Origin of the sequence: Microbacterium sp. NPDC006705 (assembly GCF_044903545.1) — a bacterium.
GTDB lineage: Bacteria > Actinomycetota > Actinomycetes > Actinomycetales > Microbacteriaceae > Microbacterium > Microbacterium plantarum.
Map to the genome: position 1 here is coordinate 1,059,752 of NZ_JBJDQQ010000001.1, position 22,933 is coordinate 1,082,684.

24 protein-coding genes are annotated in these 22,933 nt (G+C 70.6%); 8 read left to right on the forward strand and 16 right to left on the reverse strand.

Features of this window, described 5'->3' with window-relative positions; genetic code table 11:
- Positions 1-63 precede the first annotated feature (63 nt).
- The 5 genes from ACI2K6_RS05075 to ACI2K6_RS05095 are packed head-to-tail and all read right to left on the reverse strand — an operon-like array spanning position 64 to position 3,776.
- On the reverse strand, positions 64-669 hold the full coding sequence (locus tag ACI2K6_RS05075; RefSeq protein WP_274177465.1) for a GNAT family N-acetyltransferase: 606 nt from the start codon (positions 667-669) through the stop codon (positions 64-66).
- A 16-nt stretch (positions 670-685) separates the two neighbouring features.
- Entirely contained in the window at positions 686-1,765 is a 1,080-nt protein-coding gene (locus ACI2K6_RS05080; protein WP_404568205.1) for an ABC transporter ATP-binding protein, read from the reverse strand.
- Complete coding sequence (locus ACI2K6_RS05085; protein WP_404568206.1) at positions 1,762-2,541, reverse strand: ABC transporter permease; 780 nt, start codon at positions 2,539-2,541, stop codon at positions 1,762-1,764. Before ACI2K6_RS05085 ends, ACI2K6_RS05080 begins: the two co-directional genes overlap by 4 nt.
- Positions 2,542-2,594: 53 nt before the next feature.
- On the reverse strand, positions 2,595-3,380 hold the full coding sequence (modA, locus tag ACI2K6_RS05090; RefSeq protein WP_274177462.1) for a molybdate ABC transporter substrate-binding protein: 786 nt from the start codon (positions 3,378-3,380) through the stop codon (positions 2,595-2,597).
- Positions 3,381-3,383: 3 nt separating this feature from the next.
- The gene (locus tag ACI2K6_RS05095) at positions 3,384-3,776 is read right to left on the reverse strand and encodes a molybdopterin-binding protein (protein WP_112613545.1); all 393 of its coding nucleotides are present in this window, start codon (positions 3,774-3,776) and stop codon (positions 3,384-3,386) included.
- A gap of 119 nt (positions 3,777-3,895) precedes the next feature.
- Here ACI2K6_RS05095 and ACI2K6_RS05100 point away from each other — a divergent pair, with 119 nt between their 5' ends.
- From ACI2K6_RS05100 to ACI2K6_RS05115, 4 genes are read left to right on the forward strand one after another with little or no spacing between them, the layout of a single operon-like run.
- The gene (locus ACI2K6_RS05100) at positions 3,896-4,999 is read left to right on the forward strand and encodes a ThiF family adenylyltransferase (protein ID WP_404568207.1); all 1,104 of its coding nucleotides are present in this window, start codon (positions 3,896-3,898) and stop codon (positions 4,997-4,999) included.
- Positions 4,987-6,246 carry a gephyrin-like molybdotransferase Glp gene (gene glp / locus ACI2K6_RS05105; RefSeq protein WP_404568208.1) on the forward strand — a complete coding sequence of 420 codons (1,260 nt, stop codon included), beginning with the start codon at positions 4,987-4,989 and terminating at the stop codon, positions 6,244-6,246. The genes ACI2K6_RS05100 and glp overlap by 13 nt, the downstream gene beginning before the upstream one ends.
- A gap of 4 nt (positions 6,247-6,250) precedes the next feature.
- Entirely contained in the window at positions 6,251-6,730 is a 480-nt protein-coding gene (gene moaC / locus ACI2K6_RS05110) for a cyclic pyranopterin monophosphate synthase MoaC (RefSeq protein WP_112613541.1), read from the forward strand.
- The gene (locus ACI2K6_RS05115) at positions 6,730-6,963 is read left to right on the forward strand and encodes a MoaD/ThiS family protein (RefSeq protein ID WP_112613540.1); all 234 of its coding nucleotides are present in this window, start codon (positions 6,730-6,732) and stop codon (positions 6,961-6,963) included. Before moaC ends, ACI2K6_RS05115 begins: the two co-directional genes overlap by 1 nt.
- Before the next feature lie 21 nt (positions 6,964-6,984).
- Here ACI2K6_RS05115 and ACI2K6_RS05120 read toward each other — a convergent pair whose 3' ends face one another.
- The 3 genes from ACI2K6_RS05120 to ACI2K6_RS05130 are packed head-to-tail and all read right to left on the reverse strand — an operon-like array spanning position 6,985 to position 9,499.
- On the reverse strand, positions 6,985-7,413 hold the full coding sequence (locus ACI2K6_RS05120; RefSeq protein ID WP_404568209.1) for a molybdenum cofactor biosynthesis protein MoaE: 429 nt from the start codon (positions 7,411-7,413) through the stop codon (positions 6,985-6,987).
- On the reverse strand, positions 7,413-7,889 hold the full coding sequence (locus tag ACI2K6_RS05125) for a molybdenum cofactor biosynthesis protein B (RefSeq protein WP_282502200.1): 477 nt from the start codon (positions 7,887-7,889) through the stop codon (positions 7,413-7,415). Before ACI2K6_RS05125 ends, ACI2K6_RS05120 begins: the two co-directional genes overlap by 1 nt.
- Complete coding sequence (locus ACI2K6_RS05130) at positions 7,886-9,499, reverse strand: SDR family oxidoreductase (RefSeq protein ID WP_404568210.1); 1,614 nt, start codon at positions 9,497-9,499, stop codon at positions 7,886-7,888. Before ACI2K6_RS05130 ends, ACI2K6_RS05125 begins: the two co-directional genes overlap by 4 nt.
- A 240-nt stretch (positions 9,500-9,739) precedes the next feature.
- Here ACI2K6_RS05130 and ACI2K6_RS05135 point away from each other — a divergent pair, with 240 nt between their 5' ends.
- Positions 9,740-11,215, forward strand: coding sequence for an MFS transporter (locus ACI2K6_RS05135; protein WP_404568211.1), 1,476 nt, complete (start codon positions 9,740-9,742; stop codon positions 11,213-11,215).
- A 41-nt stretch (positions 11,216-11,256) separates the two neighbouring features.
- On the opposite strand, the gene ACI2K6_RS05140 is transcribed toward ACI2K6_RS05135, so the two are convergent.
- From ACI2K6_RS05140 to ACI2K6_RS05150, 3 genes are read right to left on the reverse strand one after another with little or no spacing between them, the layout of a single operon-like run.
- Entirely contained in the window at positions 11,257-13,161 is a 1,905-nt protein-coding gene (locus ACI2K6_RS05140; RefSeq protein WP_404568212.1) for a helicase HerA-like domain-containing protein, read from the reverse strand.
- Between the two features lie 10 nt (positions 13,162-13,171).
- On the reverse strand, positions 13,172-13,831 hold the full coding sequence (locus ACI2K6_RS05145; protein WP_404568213.1) for a phosphatase PAP2 family protein: 660 nt from the start codon (positions 13,829-13,831) through the stop codon (positions 13,172-13,174).
- Positions 13,832-13,889: 58 nt separating this feature from the next.
- The gene (locus ACI2K6_RS05150) at positions 13,890-15,119 is read right to left on the reverse strand and encodes a multidrug effflux MFS transporter (RefSeq protein WP_094262140.1); all 1,230 of its coding nucleotides are present in this window, start codon (positions 15,117-15,119) and stop codon (positions 13,890-13,892) included.
- Positions 15,120-15,371: 252 nt separating this feature from the next.
- Between ACI2K6_RS05150 and ACI2K6_RS05155 the strand changes: the two genes are divergently transcribed.
- A complete protein-coding gene (locus ACI2K6_RS05155) occupies positions 15,372-16,076 on the forward strand; it encodes a DUF3105 domain-containing protein (protein ID WP_112613535.1) in 705 nt (234 codons plus the stop codon).
- The gene (locus ACI2K6_RS05160) at positions 16,073-16,768 is read left to right on the forward strand and encodes a DUF305 domain-containing protein (RefSeq protein WP_337994937.1); all 696 of its coding nucleotides are present in this window, start codon (positions 16,073-16,075) and stop codon (positions 16,766-16,768) included. The genes ACI2K6_RS05155 and ACI2K6_RS05160 overlap by 4 nt, the downstream gene beginning before the upstream one ends.
- Before the next feature lie 36 nt (positions 16,769-16,804).
- Here the strand turns inward: ACI2K6_RS05160 and ACI2K6_RS05165 are convergent, their stop codons facing one another.
- From ACI2K6_RS05165 to ACI2K6_RS05175, 3 genes are all read right to left on the reverse strand, one after another.
- Positions 16,805-17,776 (reverse strand): carbohydrate ABC transporter permease, encoded by a 972-nt coding sequence (locus tag ACI2K6_RS05165; RefSeq protein ID WP_112613533.1) that lies wholly within the window; start codon positions 17,774-17,776, stop codon positions 16,805-16,807.
- The gene (locus ACI2K6_RS05170; RefSeq protein ID WP_112613531.1) at positions 17,776-19,113 is read right to left on the reverse strand and encodes a carbohydrate ABC transporter permease; all 1,338 of its coding nucleotides are present in this window, start codon (positions 19,111-19,113) and stop codon (positions 17,776-17,778) included. The genes ACI2K6_RS05165 and ACI2K6_RS05170 overlap by 1 nt, the downstream gene beginning before the upstream one ends.
- A gap of 110 nt (positions 19,114-19,223) precedes the next feature.
- Positions 19,224-20,558: an ABC transporter substrate-binding protein gene (locus tag ACI2K6_RS05175; RefSeq protein WP_282502195.1), complete on the reverse strand. Its 1,335-nt coding sequence runs from the start codon at positions 20,556-20,558 to the stop codon at positions 19,224-19,226.
- A gap of 269 nt (positions 20,559-20,827) precedes the next feature.
- On the opposite strand from ACI2K6_RS05175, the gene ACI2K6_RS05180 reads away from it, so the two are divergent.
- Positions 20,828-21,877, forward strand: a complete 1,050-nt coding sequence (locus tag ACI2K6_RS05180; protein WP_282502194.1) for a LacI family DNA-binding transcriptional regulator — start codon at positions 20,828-20,830, stop codon at positions 21,875-21,877.
- A gap of 74 nt (positions 21,878-21,951) precedes the next feature.
- Here ACI2K6_RS05180 and rplL read toward each other — a convergent pair whose 3' ends face one another.
- Both rplL and rplJ read right to left on the reverse strand, forming a co-directional pair.
- A complete protein-coding gene (rplL, locus tag ACI2K6_RS05185) occupies positions 21,952-22,335 on the reverse strand; it encodes a 50S ribosomal protein L7/L12 (RefSeq protein ID WP_023952029.1) in 384 nt (127 codons plus the stop codon).
- Between the two features lie 48 nt (positions 22,336-22,383).
- Positions 22,384-22,872: a 50S ribosomal protein L10 gene (gene rplJ, locus ACI2K6_RS05190; protein ID WP_112613525.1), complete on the reverse strand. Its 489-nt coding sequence runs from the start codon at positions 22,870-22,872 to the stop codon at positions 22,384-22,386.
- Positions 22,873-22,933 lie beyond the last annotated feature (61 nt).

The following is a 22,933-nucleotide window of genomic DNA, read 5'->3' on the forward strand; positions in this document are numbered from 1 at the left end:
GGCCGGGAAACCCGCCCCCAAACCCGGCCCAACGGGGACCTCGGCGAGCCGCGTGACCGGGCCTCAGCGGTCGAGGTCGATGCCGAACGCCTGCGCGCCGGGCGAGGAGGGCAGGCGCTCGAACCCCAGGCGGTCGTAGAAGGCGAGCGCCCCGTCGTTGGCCGCCGACGCGACCAGGTGCAGACGGATGACGCCCGACGCGCGGAGCTGCTCCGACACCCGGTCGATCAGCCGTCGCCCCCATCCCTGCCCCTGGGCCGCGGGCAGCAGGTCGATGTGCAGGTGCGCGGGATAGGTCGCGGCGAGCGGCTCGGCTCCGGGGCGTCGACCGTAGGCGTATCGCAGCGTCCCCGCCTGCCGCGAGGTGTCATCGGGCGAGGGCTCGGGCCAGCGGTCGGCGAACCGCGGCCACCAGTCGCCGCGGAACCACTCCTCGAAGGCATCGGTGTCCGGCGTCGCGACGACGTAGCCGATCGCCCGGTCCTCGTCATCGGCCACGACGAAGGCGGAGTCGGGATGCCGCTCGGCGTAGGGCAGCACGAAGATCGCTCCCCAGATGTCGTCGTCGTCGAAGAGTCCGGTGGCATCGGAGCCGTGGTCGGCGGTCCGCAGACAGATCTCGCTCAGCGCGGCGTCATCGCCGGGCCGGACGGCGCGCATGTGGGGCATTCCCCCATCGTGCCACTCAGTCCCATGTGATCGCGGCGGTCGGCAGCGAGAGCTGCACGAGGCCGCCCGCGCCGAGGTCCGCGGCCAGATCCACCGGGATGTCGACCGCCGCCGGCGGATCGGAGACGATCACCCGGACTCCGCCGACGGTGGGCTCGAGCCGAACGACGCGAGCCCACCACACGACGCGGTCGGCGTCCGACGGCGCAGCCCCCGACCGCGCGAGCCCGTCGCCGGCCGCGACCCCCTCGAGCCGGACGTCGCTCGGGCGGAACAGAGCGGCAGCGGCACCACCGTCCGCGCCGGGCCGGGGCACCGCGAGGGTGCCGGCCTGCCAGACCGTGTCATCGCCCTGGCCGACCACGTTGCCGACGACACGGTTCACTCCCGCGATGGCAGCACCGAACGCCGTGGCGGGGGTCCGCAGCACCTCTCGGACGGCGCCGCTCTGGGTCACGAGTCCCGCTTCGAGCACCACCAGCCGATCGGCCACCGCCGCCGCATCGAGGGCGTCGTGGCTGACGATCACGGCCGTCGCCCCGGCAGCCCGCAGCTGTTCGCCGAGCATCGCCCGCAGTGACGCGGCCGTCGCCGGATCGAGCGCCGTGAACGGCTCGTCGAGCAGGATGACGCGCGGCCGCGCCGCGAGCGCGCGGGCGAGGGCGACGCGCTGCTGCTGCCCCCCGGAGAGCTCCCGGGGATGCCGGCCGCCGACCCCGGCGAGCCCGACCCGCTCGAGCCATTCGTCGGCGATGAGGCGCGCCCGGCGTGCCGGCTCTTTGCGAGAGCGGAGCCCGAAGGCCACGTTCTCGCGCGCCGAGAGGTGCGGGAAGAGGCCGGGGTCCTGACGCAGCATCACGATGCCGCGGTGCTGCGGCGCCACGCGCCTGCGGGGGCTCGCGACCTCGTCGTCGTCGACGCGGATCGATCCCGCGTCGAGCGGCACGAGGCCCGCGATCGCCTCGAGCACCGTCGTCTTCCCCGCGCCGCTCGGCCCCATGACCGCGACGACCTCCCCCGGTTCGGCGACGAGGTCGACGGTCACGGTGAGGCCGGGCCGCTGCACCCGGACGCGTGCCGTGAGCCGGGCACTCATCGGGCACCGCCCGGCCGCCAGGCCCGCACGAGCAGAAGCGCGGCGATCGCCGTGATGAGCAGGAGGAGCGCCAGTGCCACAGCCGTGCCCTGCGACACCCCGGCACCGTTGAACGCCGTGTAGATCGCCAGCGGCATCGTCTGCGTGACGCCGGGCGCGTTGCCGGCGAACAGTGCGGTGGCGCCGAACTCGCCGAGGGCGCGGGCGAAGCACAGCACGGTCCCCGCGATGAGCCCGGGCGCGGCGAGCGGCAGGGTGACCCGGAACAGGATGCGCCACCGTCCCGCCCCGAGCGCGGCGGCGGTCTGCTCGTACCCGACTCCCGTGGCCCGGAGTGCGCCCTCGAGCGCGAGCACGAGGAAGGGCAGAGCGACGAAAGTCTGCGCGATCACGACAGCCACGGTGGTGAACGGGATGCGGATGCCGGCTTCGCCGAGCATCGCGCCCAGCCAGCCGGTCCGCCCGAACAGGAACAGCAGGGCGACGCCGCCGACCATGGGGGGCAGCACGAGCGGGACCGTCACGATGGCTCGCAGCACCGCCGCTCCGCGGGCGCCTACCCGGGCGATCGTCAGGGCGAGCGGAACGCCGAGCACGATGCACGCAGCGGTGGCCGCGAGCGCGGTCTGCAGCGAGAGCGCGAGCGCCGCGCCGGCCTCGGGCGACGTGACGTCGGTCCACACCGTCGCGGGGTCGACGCGGCCCACCAGGGCGGCCAGCGGGACCACGAGCAGCGCGAGCCCGACGACCGCCGGCACCAGGAGGACGCGCGGCACATACCCCGGCGCACTGCGGCGCGTCGCCCGGTGACCGCCTACCCCACCGCCGCTCACGGCGCCCCGAAGCCGAGACGGCGCAGCACCGCCTGGCCGTCTTCGGACAGCACGTAGGCGACGAACTCCGCGGCGGCCTCGGGCGACCGCGCGTCGGCGAGCGCCGCGATCGGATACCGGTTGACGACTCGCTCGGCGCCGGCGACCTCCACCGTCTCGACATCGCCGGTAAGGGCGGCATCCGTGACGTAGACGAGGCCGGCATCGGCCTCACCGCCCGCGACCTTCGTCAGCACCGCGGTGACGTTCTGCTCGTAGCTGTCGACGCTCGGAGTGACACCTGCGTCGCTGAGAAGCGTCTCCGAGGCCGCGCCGCACGGCACCGCCTGTGCGCACAGCACGACGGTGCGGTCGGCGTCGGCGAGGTCTGCCAGGCCGGTGATCGAACCGGGGTTCCCGGCCGGCACCACGAGGGTGAGCCGGTTCGTCGCGAAGACGTCCGGGGCGGCGGCGAGCCCGGCGTCGACGACCTTCTGCATGTTCGCCTCGTCGGCCGAGGCGAACACGTCGCCGGGGGCTCCCTCGATCAGCTGCGTCGCGAGCGTCGACGACCCGTCGTAGCTGATGGGCGAGATCGTGACGGAGGGATGCCGCTGCTCGAACTGCGACGCCAGCTCGTCGAATCCCGTCTTCAGCGACGCGGCAGCGAAGACGGTGACCTCGCCCGAGACCTCGGATTCCGCGGTGCCCGGCCCCGACTCCGCGACGCCGCCCGCGGCGCACCCCTCCAGGAGGAGCATGACAGCCGCGAGGGCGGCGACGGTGATTCGCCGTGTGCGCACGGCTCAGTCCTTCGGAGTCTCGACCACGACCGTCGTGGCCTTCACGACCGCGACCGCGAGCGATCCGGGTTCGAGCTCGAGTTCGCGCGCCGCCTCGGCCGACATGAGCGACACGATGCGGTGCGGTCCCGACTGCACGTCGACCTGGGCCATCACCCCGTCGATCTGCACGCGGGTGACAAGGCCGACGAAGCGGTTGCGGGCGCTCGAGAGTCGGTCGGAGGGGTCCGCCGCGGCGGAAGCGAGCTCGACCGCGTGCGCGGCGAGCGCGTCGCCGGGCACCCTCGCCGGGCTGTCACCCGAGACCGGAAGGACACCCTGCTCGATCCAGCGGCGCACGGTGTCGTCGCTGACTCCGAGCAGGCGGGCCGCCTCCGAGATGCGATACGTCGTCATGGGCCGAACATACCCGCAACTGCGGAAGAGGGGGGCCGAATCCGCCGCATCCGCGGATGCTCGCCCGGGTCCCACCCGCGCCCGCCCCGGGTACCCCTATGCGCGTCTAGCCTGATCCCATGACCCTGCCGCCCCTCGTCGATCCCGCCGAGACCCTGTCGAATCGTGAGCGCGAGCGCACCGCGAGGCATGCCGTCCTCGCGGGCCTGGGCGACCAGGGTCAGCGACGGCTGGCGGCGGCCCGCGTCGCGGTCGTCGGCGCCGGCGGTCTCGGCTCGCCGGTGATCCTCGCCCTCGCCGCCGCCGGGGTCGGGACGATCACCGTCATCGACGACGACGTGGTCGAGTACGCCAATCTCCAGCGGCAGGTGATCCATCGCGTCGACGACGTCGGTTCACCGAAGGTCGCCTCCGCGGTCCGAGCCGCCACCGCATTGTCGCCCGAGACCCGGATCGAGACGCGCCGCGAGCGGCTGGATGCCGATAACGCGTCGCGTCTGCTGGCGGCGAGCGACCTCGTCATCGACGGCACCGACACGTTCGAGACCCGCACCGTCGTGGCCGCGGCATGCGCGGCACTCGGGCTGCCGCTCGTCTGGGGCGTCATCCAGGAGTTCCACGCGCAGGTCACCGTCTTCTGGACCGCGCCGCCGGCAGGCGTTCCGGCCGTCGGCCTCGACGACCTCTACCCCGCGGGCAGCGCGGACGACCTGCCGACGTGCGCCGAGGTGGGCGTGCTCGGGTCCCTCTGCATGACGGTGGGCGGGATGCTCGCGACCGAGGCGATCAAGCTCATCACCGGGGTCGGCGAACCGCTCCTCGGCCGGCTGGCCGTCGTCGATGCCCTCACCGGCGCCCAGCGCGAGGTCCCGCTGCGCGCGGCGTCGAGTGCGGCGTCCCCGGCCGCGGTTCCTCCGCCCCCTGCAGAGCCGAGACGGACCGCGGCACCCGAGGTCGATCTCGAGCAGCTCCGAGCGCAGCAGTCCGTCGGCGCGGTGGTGCTCGATGTGCGGGAGCCCCACGAGACGGCGACCGGTGTGCTGCCCGGCTCGGTGCTGGTACCGCTCGGCGAGCTTCTCGCTGATCCGAGCCTCGCCGGTGCCGACCGGGTCGTGGTGGTGTGCGCGCACGGCATCCGCGCCCATCGCGCGGCGGATGCCCTCCGGGGCCGCGGTGTCGCGGCATCCGTGCTCGCGGGCGGGCTCGCACGGTGGCAGTCGTGAGCGGCGGGCTGCGCACCGTCGAGGAGCAGCTCGCGGACGTCCTCGCCGCCGTCCGCCCGCTGCCGACCCGCACGGCCGGGCTCGCCGACGCCGCCGGCTGCGTCCTGCGCGAGGCTGCGATCGCGCGCGGGGGGATCCCCGACTTCGACAACTCGGCGATGGACGGCTTCGCGGTGCGCTTCGACGATGTCGCAACGGCGTCCGACGAGCGTCCCGTCGACCTCGCGGTCATCGCCGATCTGCCGGCCGGCACGGCGGACGATCCGCATCTGACCCCCGGCGAGGCCGCACGCATCATGACGGGCTCCCCGGTGCCCAGCAGCGCCGACACCATCGTGCCGTTCGAAGACACCGCGGGCGGCCTCGATGATTCGCTGACGACCGCACGCGTGCTCACCGCCCCCGCGAGGCGGGGCATGTTCGTCCGGCGCGCACACGACGACATCCGCCCCGGCGACACGGTGCTGGACGCCGGGACGCTGCTCGGCCCGCGGCAGCTGGCGGCCCTCGCCGCCGCCGACATCGCCCGGGTCACCATCTCGGAGTCCCCGCGCGTCGTCGTCATCTCGACCGGCAGCGAGCTCGTCGAGCCCGGCTTCCCACGCATCCGCGGACAGATCCCCGAGTCGAACGGCCTGCTGCTCGAAGCGCTCAGCCGTCAGGCGGGCGGTACGGTCATCCGCCGCGTGCACGTCGACGACGGCGGCGCCGCCTTCCGGCACGAGATCGCCGCGGCCACGACCGGCGGATCCCGAGCGGACGTCGTCATCACCTCGGGCGGGGTGAGCGCGGGCGCCTACGAGGTCGTCAAGACCGAACTGGGCGACGCGCTGCGTTTCTCGCGGGTGGCGATGCAGCCGGGCAAGCCGCAGGCCTTCGGGGTCCTGCCGTCGGGAACGCTCGTCTTCGGCCTGCCGGGCAACCCGGTGAGTGCGGCGGTGTCGTTCGAGGTGTTCGTGCGCCCTGCCCTGCTCGCCCTCCAGGGCCGCTCCGACCTGCGGCGGCCGGCGCTTCGGCTTCCCGCGGCCGAGTCCTGGCGCACGCCACCGGGTCGCCGGCAGTACCTGCCCGCGGTGGTCGACCGCACCGACCCTGCAGGATGGTCCGTGCGCCCGGCGACACCGGGCGGCTCGGGCTCGCACCTCGCGGGCGCACTCGCCCTCGCCGAGGCGTATGCGGTCGTCCCGGAGGAGACGGCCGTCGTCGAGCCCGGCGACCTCATCGACGTCGTGCTGCTGGAAGGATGAGGGCATGAGCTTCACACACCTCGACGACGCCGGTCACGCCCGCATGGTCGACGTCACCGCGAAGCAGCCGACCGTCCGCGCGGCGACTGCTCGCGGATTCGTCCGCTGCTCGCCCGAGGTGGTCGCAGCGCTGCGCGACGGCGCCGTGCCGAAGGGCGACGTCCTCGCCGTCGCACGCATCGCCGGCATCCAGGCCGCGAAGCGCACCCCCGAGCTGCTTCCGCTGGCGCATGTGATCGGCGTGCACGGCGTCGTCGTCGACCTCGACATCACCGACGACGGCATCGAGATCGAGGCGACCGCACGCACCGCCGACCGCACCGGCGTCGAGATGGAGGCGCTCACCTCGGTCTCGGTCGCCGCCCTCGCCGTGGTCGACATGGTGAAGGGCCTCGATAAGGCGACCTCGATCGAGAACGTCCGCATCACCGCGAAATCCGGTGGCCGCAGCGGCGACTGGCGACGTCCCGGCGAGGACGCCTGATGGCCCGCGTGCGCTACTTCGCCGCCGCCGCTGAACGCGCCGGCCGGAACGAAGAGCATCGCTCCGAGACGACCCTCGGCGCCCTGCGCGACGCGTTGTCGCGCGAGATCACTGGGCTGGCGGCCATCCTGCCGAAGTGCGCCATCCTGGTCGACGGCGCACGCGTCGCCGACACCACCGAGATCGGCCCCGACGTCACCGTCGACATCCTGCCGCCCTTCGCGGGCGGCTGAGATGGCCCGGGTTCGACGCGATCAGCCGCCGATCCCCTTCCACGCCGTCGTGCCATCGGCCTCGATCTGCTGCTTCCAGATCGGCAGCTCGCGTTTGATCGCCTCGATCAGCTCGCGGCAGACGTCGAACGCGTCGCCCCGGTGCGCCGTGCCCACCGCGATGACGACCGCGGCGTCCCCCACCGCGAGGTCGCCGATGCGGTGACTGACCGCGACGATGCCGTCACGGTCGCCGAGGGCCGCCTCGGCGATGGCTCGGAGCGTCGCCTCGGCATCGGGATGTGCCTCGTAGCGCAGCGCGGCGACCGTGCCCGCGGCATCCGGGTCGTGGTCGCGCACGGTGCCGACGAAGCTCGTCACCGCTCCGACGGCGGATGAATCGACGGCCTCGAGGTGCTGGGAGACGTCGAGAGGCTCCGCGGTGATGCGGGCGATGCGGATCTCGCCCATCAGTGATCGTGCCCGTCGAGCTGGGCGACGACGTGCCCGGCGATTCCCGTCACCACGTCCATGCCGGATGCCACGGCGCGCGGCGACCCCGGCAGGTTCACGATGAGCGTTCGGCCGGCCACCCCGGCACGTCCGCGTGAGAGCACCGCAGTGGGCGTCTCGGCGACACCGCGGCGTCGCAGCTCTTCGGCCACGCCGGGCAGCTCGCGCTCGATGACCTCGCCGGTACCCTCGGGAGTCTCGTCGCGCGGTGCCACGCCGGTGCCGCCCGTCGTGACGATCAGGCGTGCTCCGTCGGCGATCGCGACGCGCAGCGCCTCGGCGACGGGGGCGGCTCCGTCGGCGACGACCACCGCATCGCCACACTCCCACCCCGCGGCGCGCAAGGCCTCGACGGCGACCGGGCCGGCCGCATCCGGACGCTCGCCGCGCGCTGAGCGGTCGGAGACGGTGATGACGACGGCGGAGCGGCTCATGACCCCACCCTAGAAGCGTCCGCGCCCGCGGGGGCGGTGTCATCGTCGGCGTGGGTGTTCTCGACGGCGATCCGCCCCTCTTCGACCTTCCCCTCGGCCATCTCCGTGATGCGCGTGGCCATCGCCGTGAAGATGAGCCCGTGGAACGGCAGCACACCGAGCCAATACAGCCGCCCGGCCAGTCCGCGCGGGAAGAAGATCGCGCGCTGCTCATAGCGGGCACCACCATCCCGCGGTGCGACTTTGAGCTCGAGCCAGGCCTCCCCCGGCACCCGCATCTCGGCACGCAGCCGCAGCAGGCGGCCCTCCTCGACGGCCTCGACGCGCCAGAAGTCGATCGCATCCCCCACCCGCACCTTTCCCCGGCTGCGGCGGCCGCGCGCGAGGCCGATGCCGCCGACGAGACGGTCCATCCAGCCGCGGATCTCCCACAGCGCGCGAGCCGAGTACCAGCCGTTCGTCCCGCCGATGCCGGCGATCACCTCCCACAGTCGCTCGGGCGACGCGCTCGTTTCGGCGGAGCGCTCGTCGGTGAACACGGTGCGGCCCGCCCATTCGGGGTCGCTCGGCAGCGGATCGCTCGGCGCGCCGAGCACGTCGGCGTCCTGCCAGCTCGTCTCGACCTCGTCGGCGTCCACCCGGCCCAGCGCCAGCCGCACGCTCGTCCGGTACGACGTCAGGCCGCCCTCGGGCTGCGGGATGATGTCGTCGATGTCATGGTCGTCCATGACGCACTCGTTCTGAAGCGACGCGATGAGCGGGCGGGCGATGGCGCGCGGCACCGGCGTCACGAGGTTGACCCAGTGGGAGGCCAGCCCGGGCGTCAGCACCGGCAGGGCCGCGATCGCGCGCTGCCGCAGGCCCGCCTCGAGGGCATAGCCGTTCATCATCTGTCCGTACCGCAAGACGTCGGGACCGCCGATGTCGACGGCACGGTTCAGCTCAGGATCGACGCGGGCTGCGCCGAGCAGATAGTGCAGGACGTCTCGCACGGCGATCGGCTGGATGCGGTTGCGCACCCACTTCGGCGCCGGCATGTACGGCAGCACATCGGTGAGATGACGCACCATCTCGAACGACGCCGACCCCGACCCGATGACGACTCCCGCCTGCAGCACGAGGGTGGGCACGCCGGACTCCAGCAGAATCTCGCCGACCTCCACGCGCGAGCGCAGGTGCGGCGAGAGCTCCGCATCGGAGGGGTGCAGGCCACCGAGATAGACGATGCGCTTCACGGATGCCGCCGCCGCGGCGTCAGCGACCGTGCGGGCGGCCCGCTCGTCGGCCTCCTCGAACCCGGCCCCCGCTCCCATCGAGTGGATGAGGTAGTAGACGACATCCACGTCGTCGACAGCCTCGGCGACGGCATCCGCGTCGTCCGCCGAGCCGCCCACGATCTCGACGGCGTCTCCCCACGGGAAGCTGGCGACCCGCTCGGGCGTCCGTGCCAGCACGCGCACGCGGTACCCCGCCGCGACGAGGCGAGGCACCAGCCGTCCGCCGATGTACCCGGTGGCGCCGAGGACGAGGGCTCGCGGGGCGGATCCGTCCGGTCGGGGCTGCGCCTGCAGCTCGGGCTCGTGTCCGGTGGGTGCGGTCAGCTCGGTCATGATCAGACGGTAGGCGTCCGTCGGCCCCGTCCGACACGACTTGACACGTGACGGATGGACGGTCGCCGGCCGGGCGTACGGGCCGTTCGCCTCACGCGCGCGCGATAGGCGGCGACGCACCGGACCGCAACGCCCGTCCCCGAGGTTCGCACGACCCCGCACCGGGGTCTACGCTCCCGTGAGCGAAGGACAGTCGTCTGGCGACCCGAGCCCGGCGGCGCTGCCGGAGGAGAATCGAATATGTCACGCACGCGCACCAAGCGGCCTGCCCGCCGACGTCTCGAGATCGACGACGTCATCGTCGTCGAACGCAAGAAGGTACGCACCGCGATCTCGGGCACCGTCGTCGGCAACTTCATGGAGTGGTTCGACTTCGGGATCTACGGCTACCTCGCCGTGACCCTGACGGTGGTGTTCGCGGAAGACATCCCCGACCCGTGGGGCCTTCTCGTGACGCTCCTCGGCTTCGCCGTGTCGTTCCTCGTGCGTCCCCTCGGCGGGATCGTGCTCGGCCCGCTCGGCGATCGGATCGGGCGCCAGAAGGTCCTGTTCCTGACGATGGCGATGATGGCGACCGCGACCGCGCTCATCGGACTGCTGCCGACGTCTGCGCAGATCGGTATCTGGGCTGTCGTCCCCCTGTATGTGCTGAAGATGGTGCAGGGCTTCTCGACCGGCGGCGAGTACGCCGGGGCGTCGACGTATGTGACCGAGTTCTCCCCCGACCGCTCGCGCGGTTTCTGGGCATCATGGCTCGACGTCGGCTCGTACGTCGGCTTCGCCGCCGGCGCTACCGTCGTCGCGCTGACCACCCTCATCACGCAGGGGCTCTGGGGCCCCGACGCGATGGTCGACGGCGGCTGGCGCATCCCGTTCCTCGTCGCCATCCCGCTCGGCATCGTCGCCATCTGGTTCCGCCTGCGCATCCCCGAGACCCCGGCATTCGAGCAGGAGTCGGAGTCGGCCGCGGCGCCCAGCAAGGACGACCCGATGGCTCGTCACGGCATCGGCGGCATCCTGCGCCACCACTGGCGGACGATCCTGGTCGCCGTGGCGATCGTCGCCGCGACCAACACGGCCGGCTACGCGCTGACCAGCTACATGCCGACCTACCTCGAGAAGGAGGTCGGACTCTCGAACCTCTCGGCCGCGGTGGCGACCGTGCCGGTGCTGATCGTCATGTCGGCGACGCTGCCGTTCGTCGGGCGCCTCAGCGACCGGTTCGGCCGGCGTCGCATCTACGCTTTCGCGATCGGCGCGTCCCTCGTCCTGACGATCCCCGCCTTCGCCGTCATGCAGATCGGCGAGCTGTGGGCCGTGTTCATCGCGCTGGGCATCATCGCGGTACCGGTCGCACTGTTCGTCGCGATCTCGGCGAGCGCCCTGCCGGCGCTGTTCCCCACCGCGACCCGCTTCGGCGCGATGGGCATCGCGTACAACCTGGCGGTGTCGCTCTTCGGCGGTACGACGCCGCTGTTCAGCCAGGCGCTCATCGAGTGGACGGGCAACACCTACATGCCCGCGTTCTACATCATGTTCTTCTCGGCGCTCGCGGCCGTCGCGCTCTTCGCGATGCGCGAGACGGCGCAGCGGCCGCTGCTCGGGTCGGTGCCGACGGTCGAGACGATCGCCGAGGCCGAGGCGCTCGTCGCCGGGCAGGACGACGATCCGCGCATCGACACCTCGACGATGCCACTCGACATCATCCGTCCCTGAGACGCCCGCGTCCCGGGCGCGCCGTCAGCGCCGTCCGGTGCTCAGCGCCGTCCGGTGCCGAAGATTCCCCGGATGACGCCGGTCAGCACCTCCTGGGCCGCGCGCGAGCCGAGGATCTGCTCCGCCGGCGTTCTCCGGCGCGAGCGCGTGTTCGAGGTCATGCTGCGCAGCATCCGGTCGTCGTCGCGTCGCTCCTTCGCCTCGTCGGCCGCGGCCTGCTTCCGGATGGCGGCGAGCTCCTTCGCGTAGGCGGCGTCGGCCTTCGCCCGCAGCTTCGCGGCGTCCTGCTCGGCCTTGCGGCGCGCGGCCTCGGCCTCGGCCGCATCGAGAGCCGCCTGCGCGGCGTTCATGCGAGCGGTGAGGATCTCGCGCGCCGACTCGCGATCGACCGCCTCGGCGTAACGCGGCCGGATCTCGGATGCCGCCACCCGGGCCTGGACGTCCTCCACCGCTGCCGGCGACATCGACGCCTGCGGCGCACGGAGCCGTGTCCACGCGACGGGGGTGGGCGCACCTTTCTCGTTCATGACGGTGACGACGGCCTCGCCGGTGCCGAGCTCCTGCAGAACCCTCTCCAGGTCGTAGCCCGATCGCGGGTAGGTGCCCACACTCGCGCGCAGCGCCTTGACGTCATCCGGGGTGAAGGCACGAAGCGCATGCTGTACGCGCGAGCCGAGCTGCGCCAGCACATCGGACGGCACGTCCTTGGGCGTCTGCGTGACGAAGAAGACGCCCACACCCTTCGACCGGATGAGCCGGACCGTCTGCACCACCGCGGCGAGGAAGTCCTTCGACGCGTCGCGGAACAGCAGATGCGCCTCGTCGAAGAAGAACACGAGCTCCGGCTTGTCGACATCACCCACCTCGGGCAGCACCTCGAACAGCTCCGCGAGCAGGTACATCAGGAAGGTCGAGTAGAGCACCGGGCGGTCGGCCACACCGGGCACCTCGAGGAGGGTGACGATGCCCTCGCCCGCGTCCGTGGTCCGCATCAGGTCTCGGACGTCGAACTCCGGTTCGCCGAAGAAGACGTCCGCCCCGGCGTCGGCGAAGGTGATGAGTTCGCGGAGGATGACGCCGGCCGTCGCCTTGGAGAGTCCGCCGAGCTCCGCGAGCTCGGCTTTGCCGTCATCGCTCGTGAGGTAGGTCAGCACCGCCCGCAGATCGGCGAGGTCGACGAGAGCCAGGCCGTTCGCGTCGGCGTAGTGGAAGACGAGACCGAGACTCGACTCCTGCGTCGCGTTGAGTCCGAGCACGCGGCTCAGCAGCAGCGGGCCGAAGCCGGAGACGGTCGCGCGCACCGGCGTTCCCGCCCCACGGCCGCCGAGCGCCAGGAACTCGGTCGCGAAAGAACGCGGCGACCAGTCCTGCCCGATCGCGCTCGTTCGCGAGAGGAGCTTCTCGCCCGGCTCGCCCGCCGAGGCAAGACCCGAGAGATCGCCCTTGATGTCGGCCGCGAACACCGGCACGCCGTTGGCGGCGAGCTGCTCCACGAGAACCTGCAGCGTGCGGGTCTTGCCGGTGCCAGTGGCGCCGGCAACGAGACCGTGACGATTCGTCATCGCCAGCGGGATCCGCACGGGCGCATCACGCTGAGGCTCGCCGTTCAGGAGCGCCCCGAGCTCGAGGACGGGACCGTCGAACGTGTAGCCCCGGCGGATGTCGTCGACCTCGGATCCGTCGAGCGGAACCGCCGCCCCGGAGGGCTCGGCTTCCCCGGCCGCCGACGGCTCGGGTTCGCCGGTCGGAGCCGACGGCGCCGCGTCCCCGGCCGGGGCCGACCCGGCTCGCGCGGCGGCTGCCTCGGCGGCGGCCAGGGCGGCTCGAGCTCGGGCGGCGACGAGCGCGGCCTCAGCGGCTTCCGCTTCCGCACGCAGTCGTGCGAGATCGGCTGCGGCGATCGCGTCGTCGGAGGGCATGGCCGGGTCGTCGGGCGAGACGCTCATGCCGGCGAGCCTAGCCCCGCCGCTCTCGCACGGCGCGGCGCTCGCGTTCGAGCTGCTCGGTGAACATGGCGGCCACGATCAGGGCGACGCCGGCGCCCAGCAGCATCCCACCGACGGTGTCGGAGAGCCAGTGAGCGTGCACGACCGTACGGCTGAGCGCCATCAGCAGGGTCCAGACGATTCCGACGAGCGCGACCCAGACGCGCGGGAAGAGGATGATCGCGACGATCGCGATCGTGGCCGCATTTGCCGTATGCCCCGAGGGATATGAGCCCGCATCTGTCGTCACGAGGATGTCTTCGGGTCTCGACCGATCGATGAGGTTCTTGATCAGCTGGACCACCAGCGCGCTCAGCGCCGACGCCACGAGGAAATAGCCCGCAGCCCAGGGCCGTCGCAGCAGGACCAGAGCCACGGCGACCGCGATCGGGATCGCGAAGACGCCGACCCACGTGCCGCCGATCCGGTTCATCACGAGCCCGAACACCAGGCCGACCGCGCCCGGGTCGGCCGGCAGCGTCTCGTTCCACCACCGGTCGATCGCGAAGGGCTGGCCGAGCTGCGTGAACAGCCACCATCCCAGCAGCGCACCGGCCACCACCAGCACGAAGCCGATGGCGGCGCGGCGCGGCCAGAGTCGGCGGGGGTCGGTCGGCGGAGCGTCGTTCATCCGTCCATTGTGTCGACGGCGGCGGATTCGACCCCGCCCCTTGCGCTGAGAGCAGCGATCAGGGAGAGAGCTGCGGCACGCTGCGCGGCCGCACGACGAGCCACAGCGAGAGGACCGCCACCACGGCGCACCCCGCCATCACCGAGGCCATCGTCGTCGCGGTGATGCCCGAGCCGCCCGAGATCCACGCCGCGAGCGGCGAGATGAAGCCGGCGACGCCGAAGTTGACGGCGCCGATCAGGGATGCCGCGGTCCCGGCGGCTCGGCCGTGACGGTCGAGAGCGAGCACCTGAACGCAGGGGAAGGTGAAACCGCACGCCGTGATGAAGAAGAACAGCGGCACGACCGTGCCCCACAGGCCCAGCCCCAGCTGGTCGGTGACGATGATGGTGGCCCCCGCGATGACGAGCACGGCGGTCGAGACCGCCATGACCCACTGCGGGCCGAAGCGGGCGGCGAGCCGCGACGCCGTCTGCACGCCCAGCACGACTCCGAGGGAGTTGACGGCGAACAGGACGCCGTACTGCTGCGGATCGAAGCCGTAGGTCTGCTGGAAGAGGAACGACGACGACGACAGGTACGAGAACAGTCCGCTGAAGGTCATGCCGCCGATGATCAGCACGCCGATGAAGATGCGATCGCTCAGGACGCTGCGGTAGCGCTGCCAGACCGTGGCGGAACCGCTGTCGCGGCGGCGCGCTTTGGGCAGGGTCTCGGGCACGAGGAAGAGCGAGGCGATCAGCATCACCGCGCCGTACGCGGCGAGCACGACGAAGATGCCGCGCCAGGGCATGACCGTCAGCAGGCCCGAGCCGACGAGCGGGGCGGCGACCGGGGCGACACCGGAGACCAGGGCGAGTCGGCTGAGCATCACCACGAGCCGGCGTCCGCCGAAGAGGTCGCGCACGATCGCCATCGCGACGACACCGCCCGCCGCGGCGCCGATCCCCATGAAGACCCGGGCGGCGCTCAGCAGCTCGAGGGTCGGGGCGATGGCGGCGGCCGTGCTCGAGAGCACGTGGAGCGCGGTCACGCACAGCAGCGGGACCCGGCGCCCCAGCTTGTCGCTGAGCGGGCCGACGATGAGCTGGCCCAGCGCGAAGCCGACCATCGTTCCGGTGAGCGTCAGCTGAATCGCCGCCGCCGTCGTCTGGAAGTCGGCCTCCAGCGCGGGGAAGGCGGGCAGGTAGAGGTCGATCGTGAAGGGCCCGAGCGCCGTCAGCGCGCCGAGCAGGATGATGTAGATGACGCGGCGTGAGGTCGGGATCGCGTCACCCGGATGCAGCATGATGGGCGCGGTAGCCGGGTTCGAGCCCAGCGTGCGGATCGCCCCGGTGGCGGAGGAGGAATGATGGGGAGGAGTTTCGGGCACGTCTTCTTCGTTTCGTGGCAGCAGCGTTTTTGAGCGACCTTCTATCGTAACCCGCCGCCGCTCCGCGTCGTTCGCGCCTCTCAGCCGATTCACCATTCACGCGCATAGGCTGGCTCCGCGCCGCGCGCGCTCCGACACTCCCCTTGCCCCCGAACCGAGGTCACAGCAATGACTCCGTCCGCCGACAAGCGAACGAGCGGCAATCCTGCCGCCCAGGCCCAGATCAACCTCACCGTCAAGCAGCAGCGCGAGCAGCAGAAGCAGGCCAAGCTCGCCGAGTACCAGAAGCAGCTGGCGAAGCGACGTCGCAGCAAGCTGACGTGGTGGGTCGTCGGCTCGACCGCCGCGGTCGCCGTGGTGGGCCTCATCGCCGCGTCGGTCATCCTCGCGCCTCGGCCCGTCACGTACGAGGCCGGCAACAGCACGGGTCGCGAGATCCCCGGCGTCGAGACGTTCCAGAACATCACGACGCACGTGGAGGGCACCGTCGAGTACCCGCAGAACCCGCCGGCCGGTGGCGAGCACAACCCGTACTGGCTCAACTGCGGCGTCTACACCGAGCCGCAGGCGAACGAGAACGCGGTCCACTCGATGGAGCACGGCGCCGTCTGGATCACGTACGACCCGGCCCAGGTATCGGATGCCGACATCGAGACCCTCGAGGGCTACATGCCGAGCACGTACGCGCTGCTGACGCCGTACCCCGACATGGACACCCCCATCGCCGTGAGCGCCTGGAACGCGCAGCTGAAGGTCGACTCGGCCGACGACGAGCGCATCCGCGACTTCTTCACCGAGTACTGGCGCAGCCAGAACGTCCCCGAGCCGAACGCGATCTGCTCGGGCGCGATCGACGGCCCCGGCAAGGCGTGACGGACGACGTCACGGCGGAGACGGGCGCGCAGATCCCCGTCCCGTCATCCACCGGCCTGCGCTGGTGGGCGGTGCTCCTCATCGTCCTCGCGGTCGCGGGCTCGGCATTCGCGGTAGGACGATTCTCCGCCTTCGGCACCTCCCCGTCGGTTCCCGGCGGCTCCTCCCCCGAGGCCGGGTTCGCCCGTGACATGCAGGTGCACCACACGCAGGCGATCGAGATGGCGATGACGATCTATCGCAAGACCGAGGATGAGGGCATCCGCACGCTTGCGTTCGATATCGCCACCGCACAGGCGGGCCAGCGCGGCGAGTTCTACGACTGGCTCGTCCAGTGGGGGCTGCCGCAGGCATCCACCGCGCCCCTCATGCAGTGGATGGTCGGGCACCCCGCTCACAACCACGGGACTCAAGCGCAGCAGCCGAGCGACGAAGAGCTCCGCGCCGAGATGGGCATGGCCACGCCCGCTCAGCTGGCGCAGCTGGATGCCGAGACCGGGGTCGCCGCCGACTGCACGTTCCTCGGCCTCATGATCCGGCACCACGAGGGCGCGATCCCCATGGCGCAGGCTCTCGTCGACCTCGGCAGCGACCCGCGGGCCGTCCAGGTCGCCGGCGGCGTCATCGAGACGCAGAGCGCCGAGATCGACCTGATGCGCTCGATCCAGCAAAGACTGGGGTGCGAGGGCTGACAGCCCCCGCACCCCAGCGGCATCCGATCCTGCCGATCAGCCCTTCGTCGCACCTGCCAGCAGGCCGCGCACGAAGAAGCGCTGCAGGGCGAAGAACACGATCAGCGGCACGATGATCGAGATGAAGGTTCCCGCCGACTGCAGGAACCAGCGGTTGCCCCACGTGCCCGACAGCGAGTTGAGCGCCTGCGTGATCGGCAGCGCGCCCGGCGACGCGAAGATCGTCGCGACCAGCAGGTCGTTCCACACCCACAGGAACTGGAAGATCGCGAACGATGCGATGGCCGGGGCTGCCAGCGGGACGATGATGCGGAAGAAGACCTGCCCGTGGCCGGCGCCGTCGACCCGCGCCGCCTCGATGATCTCGCCCGGGATCTCGGCGATGAAGTTGTGCAGCATGAAAGTCGCCAGCGGCAGGGCGAAGATCGCGTGGGCGATCCAGACGCGGGCGAAGCTGTACTGCACCTCGTTCAGGCCGAAGCCGGGGAAGATGGGCACGTCGTTGATCGTCAGGCCCTCCGAGAAGAGGCTGAGCAGCGGAACCAGGGCCATCTGCAGGGGCACGATCTGCAGTGCGAAGACGAACACGAACAGCGCACTGCGGCCCTTGAAGTCGATCCAGGCGAACGCGTAGGCGGCGAGGGCTGCCATCACGATGGGGAACACCGTCGCGGGGATGGTGATCGCGAGCGAGTTGATGAACGCCGACGCGAGCGTCGTGGACGTCCCTCCCGACGTCAGCGCCTCGGCGTAGTTGTCGAGGGTGAACTCGGGATTGGTGAAGACGGTCCACCAGCCGGTGGACTGGGTGTCGGCACCGGGTCGGAACGACGTCACGAACAGGCCGAACGTCGGGATCGTCCAGAAAACGGCGATGATGACGGCCGCGATGGTCGCGCCCTTAGACGTCAGCTTCTTGTGGGCGATCGCCTCGTTGCGGCGGGTGTCGCGCGCCACTTGGCGCTTGGTGCGGGTGTCGACGGGCGCGGCCGGGGCTGCAACGGTCATCAGCGGATCTCCCTCTGCTTGGCCATCGATCGGGCGTTGTAGATGATCAGCGGCAGGACGAACAGGAACAGCACGACGGCGAGCGCGGACGAGTGCCCGTAGCTCTGGAATCGCTGCTGCTGGTTGACCATCTCGAAGCCGAGCACGGTCGTCTCATCGCGACCGCCAGTCATGACCGCCACGATGTCGTACACCTTGAGCGACGCGATCGTGATGGTCGTGAGGACCACGATGAGCGACGACCGGATGCCGGGCACCGTGACGTTGCGGAACCGCTGCCAGGCATTGGTCCCGTCCAGCTGCGCCGCCTCGAGCTGCTCGGTCGGCACCGCCTTGATCGCGGCCGACAGAATCACCATGGCGAATCCGGTCTGGGTCCAGATGAAGACCACCAGGAGCATGAGGGTGTTGATGACCGGCTTGATGGCGAGCCACTGGATCGGATCGCCGCCGAATGCCGTGACGATCGCGTTGAGCAGGCCGACCTGCTCCCCCTGGCGGGCGTCGTACATGAACTTCCAGATGATGCCGGCGCCGACGAACGAGATCGCGACGGGCATGAACACCAGGACCTTCAGGACCTTTTCGCCGCGGGCACGATCGATGAACACCGCGTACGCCAGGCCGATGGCGACGGAGATCGTGGGAGCGAGGAGCGCCCACAGGATCGTGTTGACGACCGAGGCCGTGCCCGTCGGGTTCGTGAACACCCAGAAGTAGTTCTCCAGGCCCACGAACTGCTCGCCCGACTTGTCGTAGAACGACTTGAAGATCGTGGCGATCGCGGGGTAGATCAGTCCGAGCGCCAGCATGATGCTGGCCGGGGCCATGAAGAGGATGAGCTGGAACAGATAGCCCGCGCCCTGACGCGACCGGAAGTCCGCGAAGAAGAGCAGCGCACCGACGAGCAGCGCGATCGCGACGACGTAGAGGACGGCGTTGGCGTAGGGCCGCAGCAGCAGGAAGGCGAGCACCGGGATGACCAGGCACGCGACGAGCCGCATGATGAAGTAGCCGCGACCCGGGCGGGGCGCGTACTCGATGAGCACCAGGATGATGCCCACGACGAGCCCGAACACGGCCAGGATGACGGGGATCTGGATGAGCGGATTCATCGCGCCCAACCAGAGGAAGAAGCTGTTGAGCGAGAACCCGATCGTGATGCGCGACGATTCCTCGCTCGATCCGGTGAAGATCAGCAGCAGGAGGATGGCGACGATCAGGGCGAATCCGGCGGCGACGATGATCCGAGTGATCGACCGCCCCTTCGGATCGGTGGCGTGCGTGGTGGTGGGAGGTTCGGTGTCGACGGGTCTGTCGACGGTCGTCTGCGACATGTGGATCCCCTTCTGAGTACAGCGGCGTACCCGGGCGGTACGGACGGGAGGAGCGGGGCCGGGCTTGTGCAGCCCGACCCCGCTCGGCTCAACCGATCGTCAGGCGACGATCAGTTCTCGTAACCGGCCTGGATGTCGGACAGGACCGTCTCGGTGTCCTTACCGTCGATCCAGTCGACCATGCCCTTCCAGAACGAGCCCGAGCCCACCGTGGACGGCATCAGGTCGGATGCGTCGAAACGGAAGACCGTGGTCTCGTCCTGCAGCGTCGTCATGGCTTCCTGGAGGAACTCGCTCGAGGCGAGCGAGGGGTCGGCGTTCTTGTTCGCCGAGATCACGCCGCCGAGCTTGACGCGCGCGTCAGCGAACTCGGGCGAGGCCATGAACTCGAGAACCTTCTGCGTCGACTCGTCGTCCGAGAACGCGGCGACGAACTCGCCGCCGCCCTCGACCTGGAGCTCGCCTTCGGTGTACCCCGGCGTCAGGAACGCGTAGACGTCACCGTCGGGAGCGACCTCGGGGGTCGCGCCGTCGGCGGTCTGCACGTCGAGGAAGTTCGCCGACAGGAACGAGGCCTGGTGCGTGAGGGCGCAGTCACCGCTGGCGACAGCCGCGGCCACGTCGCCGAACGCGGTCGAGTTGATGCTCTTGACGTCGCCGTAGCCCGCGTTGACGTACTCGGGGTTGAGCAGGATCTCGCCCACCGCGTCGAACGCGGACTTGATCTGCGGGTCGGTGAACTTCACGTCACCGGCCACCCACTGGTCGTACACGTCGGGGCCGGCCTGGCGCAGGACGAGGTCCTCCACCCAGTCGGTGCCCGGCCAGCCCGAGGCGGCGTCGGAGGCGAAGCCGGCGCACCACGCGGGACCGCCGGTCGTCTGCACGATCTTGTCGGTGAGAGCGATCATCTCGTCCCACGTCTTGGGAATCTCGACGCCCCACTCGGCGAACTGCTTCGGCGAGTACCAGACGTAACCCTTCAGGTTCGCGAGCATGGGTGCCGCGTAGAAGGTGTCGTCGAACGTGCCGTACTGCTTCCAGTCGGGCGACCAGTTCTCGTCGACCGCGCTCTCGACCGCCTCAGTCGCGGGCAGCACCTTGCCGGTCTCGACGAGCGTCTTCAGCAGGCCGGGCTGCGGGACGATCGCGATGTCGGGGGCGTCGCCACCGGTCACCTTGGTGACGATGTTGCCCTCGAACGACTTGTCGCCGGTGTACTCCACCTTGATACCGGTGTCCTCGGTGAACTGCGCGAACGACTCGTTGAGTGCGTCAGCCTCACCACCGGTGATGCCGCCCGAGATGCGGACGGTCGTCTTCGCGTCGCCGCCGCCCTCGCCGCCGCCTTCGCCGCCACCTTCGGCGCACCCAGCCAGCACCAGTGCTGCCGCGCCCATGAGGGCGACGGGGGCAAGAAGACGGTATCGCTGTGACAATGCCATGTACTTCTCCTCTATCGGGATCATCGTTCACCCAGAGGAGCCTTGTCCGCATCCATTGGGGAACCGATTCCAGGACAACCTACTGTCCTGCGGAGTCCGGCACAACCAGCGGAATATCACGGATTGACAACCATCCCATGTGGTAATAAGCGAGGCCGTGGGAGCGCTCACACTCGAGGCGCCTGGAACCGGTTCCCGGTCGCGGTCGAAACCGCTACGCTCTGGTGGGAGTCCCCCGGCAGGTCTCCCCGAACGGACGAGGAGGTCCCATGAGCACCATCGCCGACGTGGCCACCCGTGCAGGGGTGTCGAAAGCGACGGCGAGCCGCGCCCTCACCGGACGCGGGTACGTGTCCGACGAGACCCGCAGGCGCGTCGCTGCCGCAGCACAGGAGCTGTCGTATGTCGCGCACTCGTCGGCGATGAGCCTCGCGACCGGTCGCACGCAGACCGTCGGCGTCGTCATGCCCCACGTCAGCCGATGGTTCTTCGGAGAGGTTCTCGAGGGCATTCAGGCGGCTCTCCTGGAGCACGGCCTCGACCTGACCCTGTACGACGCTCGCCCGGGGACGGAGACGCGGCGCCGGGTGTTCGAGGACTTCCTGGCCCGTCGGCGCTTCGACGGTGTCATCGCGGTGGGCCTCGAACCTGCCGAGAGCGAGCTGGGCGCACTGCTGGCGCTGGGAAAGCCAGTCGTCAGCGTCATCGGCACCGAGGGCGACACCAGCCTCGTCACGCTCGACGACGCGCACGCCACCGCTCTCGCGACCGCGCACCTCGTCGAGCTGGGGCATCGCCGCATCGCGTTCCTCGGTGGCACCGACTCCACGCACTGGCCTCACGTCGAGTCCGAGCGATACGCCGGCTACGAGTCGGAGATGCGTCGCGCCGGTCTCGCCGACGAGATCTCGCGGGTGCCGGCCGAGCTCTCGATGCCAGCCGGGTACGCTGCCGCGGTCGACCTGCTGAGCGACCCCGCCGCCCGACCCACGGGCATCGTTGCGGCCTGTGACGACGTCGCGATCGGAGCGATCATCGCCGCCCGCCGCCTCGGCATCCTCGTCCCGTCGTCGCTGAGCGTCGTCGGCATCGACGATCACGTCAATGCCGAGATGTTCGCCCTGACGACGTTGCGACAGGTCCCCCACGAGCAGGGCCGGGCCGCCGTCGAGCTGCTCCTGCGCCACATCGAGGACCCCGAGGCCGACACCGTGACGATGCGGATCAAGCCGCGCATGGTGGTCCGGGGGACGACAGCGGGAGCACCTGGACACAGCTCCGTCGCCGTCCGCGACTCGACCCTCTCCCGCCGGGACTGAGTCCGGCGCAGACGACGACGGCCCCGGATGCAGCATCCGGGGCCGTCGTGCTGCTCTCGAGTGAGAGCGGGGAATTACTTGAGGGTGACCGTCGCGCCGGCCTCTTCGAGAGCGGCCTTCGCCTTCTCGGCGGTCTCCTTGTTCGCGCCCTCGAGGACGGCCTTGGGAGCACCGTCGACGACAGCCTTGGCCTCGCCGAGGCCCAGCGAGGTGAGCTCGCGGACCGTCTTGATGACCTGGATCTTCTTGTCGCCGGCAGCCTCGAGGATGACGTCGAACGAGTCCTTCTCCTCCTCGGCCTCAGCGGCACCAGCGCCACCAGCGGCGCCGGCAACGGCGACGGGGGCAGCAGCGGTGACGTCGAACTTCTCCTCGAACGCCTTCACGAACTCGCTGAGCTCGACGAGGGTCAGGCCGGCGAACTGCTCGAGCAGCTCCTCGGTGGAAAGCTTCGCCATGATGTATCTCCTAGATAGATGGGGTTGGTGTAAGAGCTCGCCTGTCGCTCACGCGGCGTCGGCGGTCTCCAGCTTTTCGCGAAGCGCGTCGATGGTGGCGGCAGCCTTGCCCATCGTCGCCTTCATCATGCCCGCGGCCTTGGCCAGCAGAACCTCGCGGCTCTCGAGCGAGGCGTACTTGTTGACCTCGTCGGCGGTGAGGGCGTTGCCCTCGAAGATGCCGCCCTTGATGACGAGGAGCGGGTTGGCCTTGGCGAAGTCACGCAGAGCCTTGGCGGTGGCGACGAAGTCGCCGTGCACGAACGCCACGGCCGAGGGACCCTTGAGGTCCTCGTCGAGCGCCGTGATCCCCGCGTTGTTCGCGGCGATCTTGGTCAGCGTGTTCTTCACCACGGCGTAGTTCGCGTCCTGACGGATGCTGTTGCGCAGCTGCTTGAGCTGGGCCACCGTCAGACCGCGGTACTCGGTCAGCAGAACGGCAGTCGAGTCCTCGAATGACTTCGTGAGCTCGGCGACCGATGCGTCCTTCTGCACCATGGTCACTCCTTGATGTGTGCCTGACGCCCCGCGGTGGCGGAGCGCCGGCCTCGACCAGCCC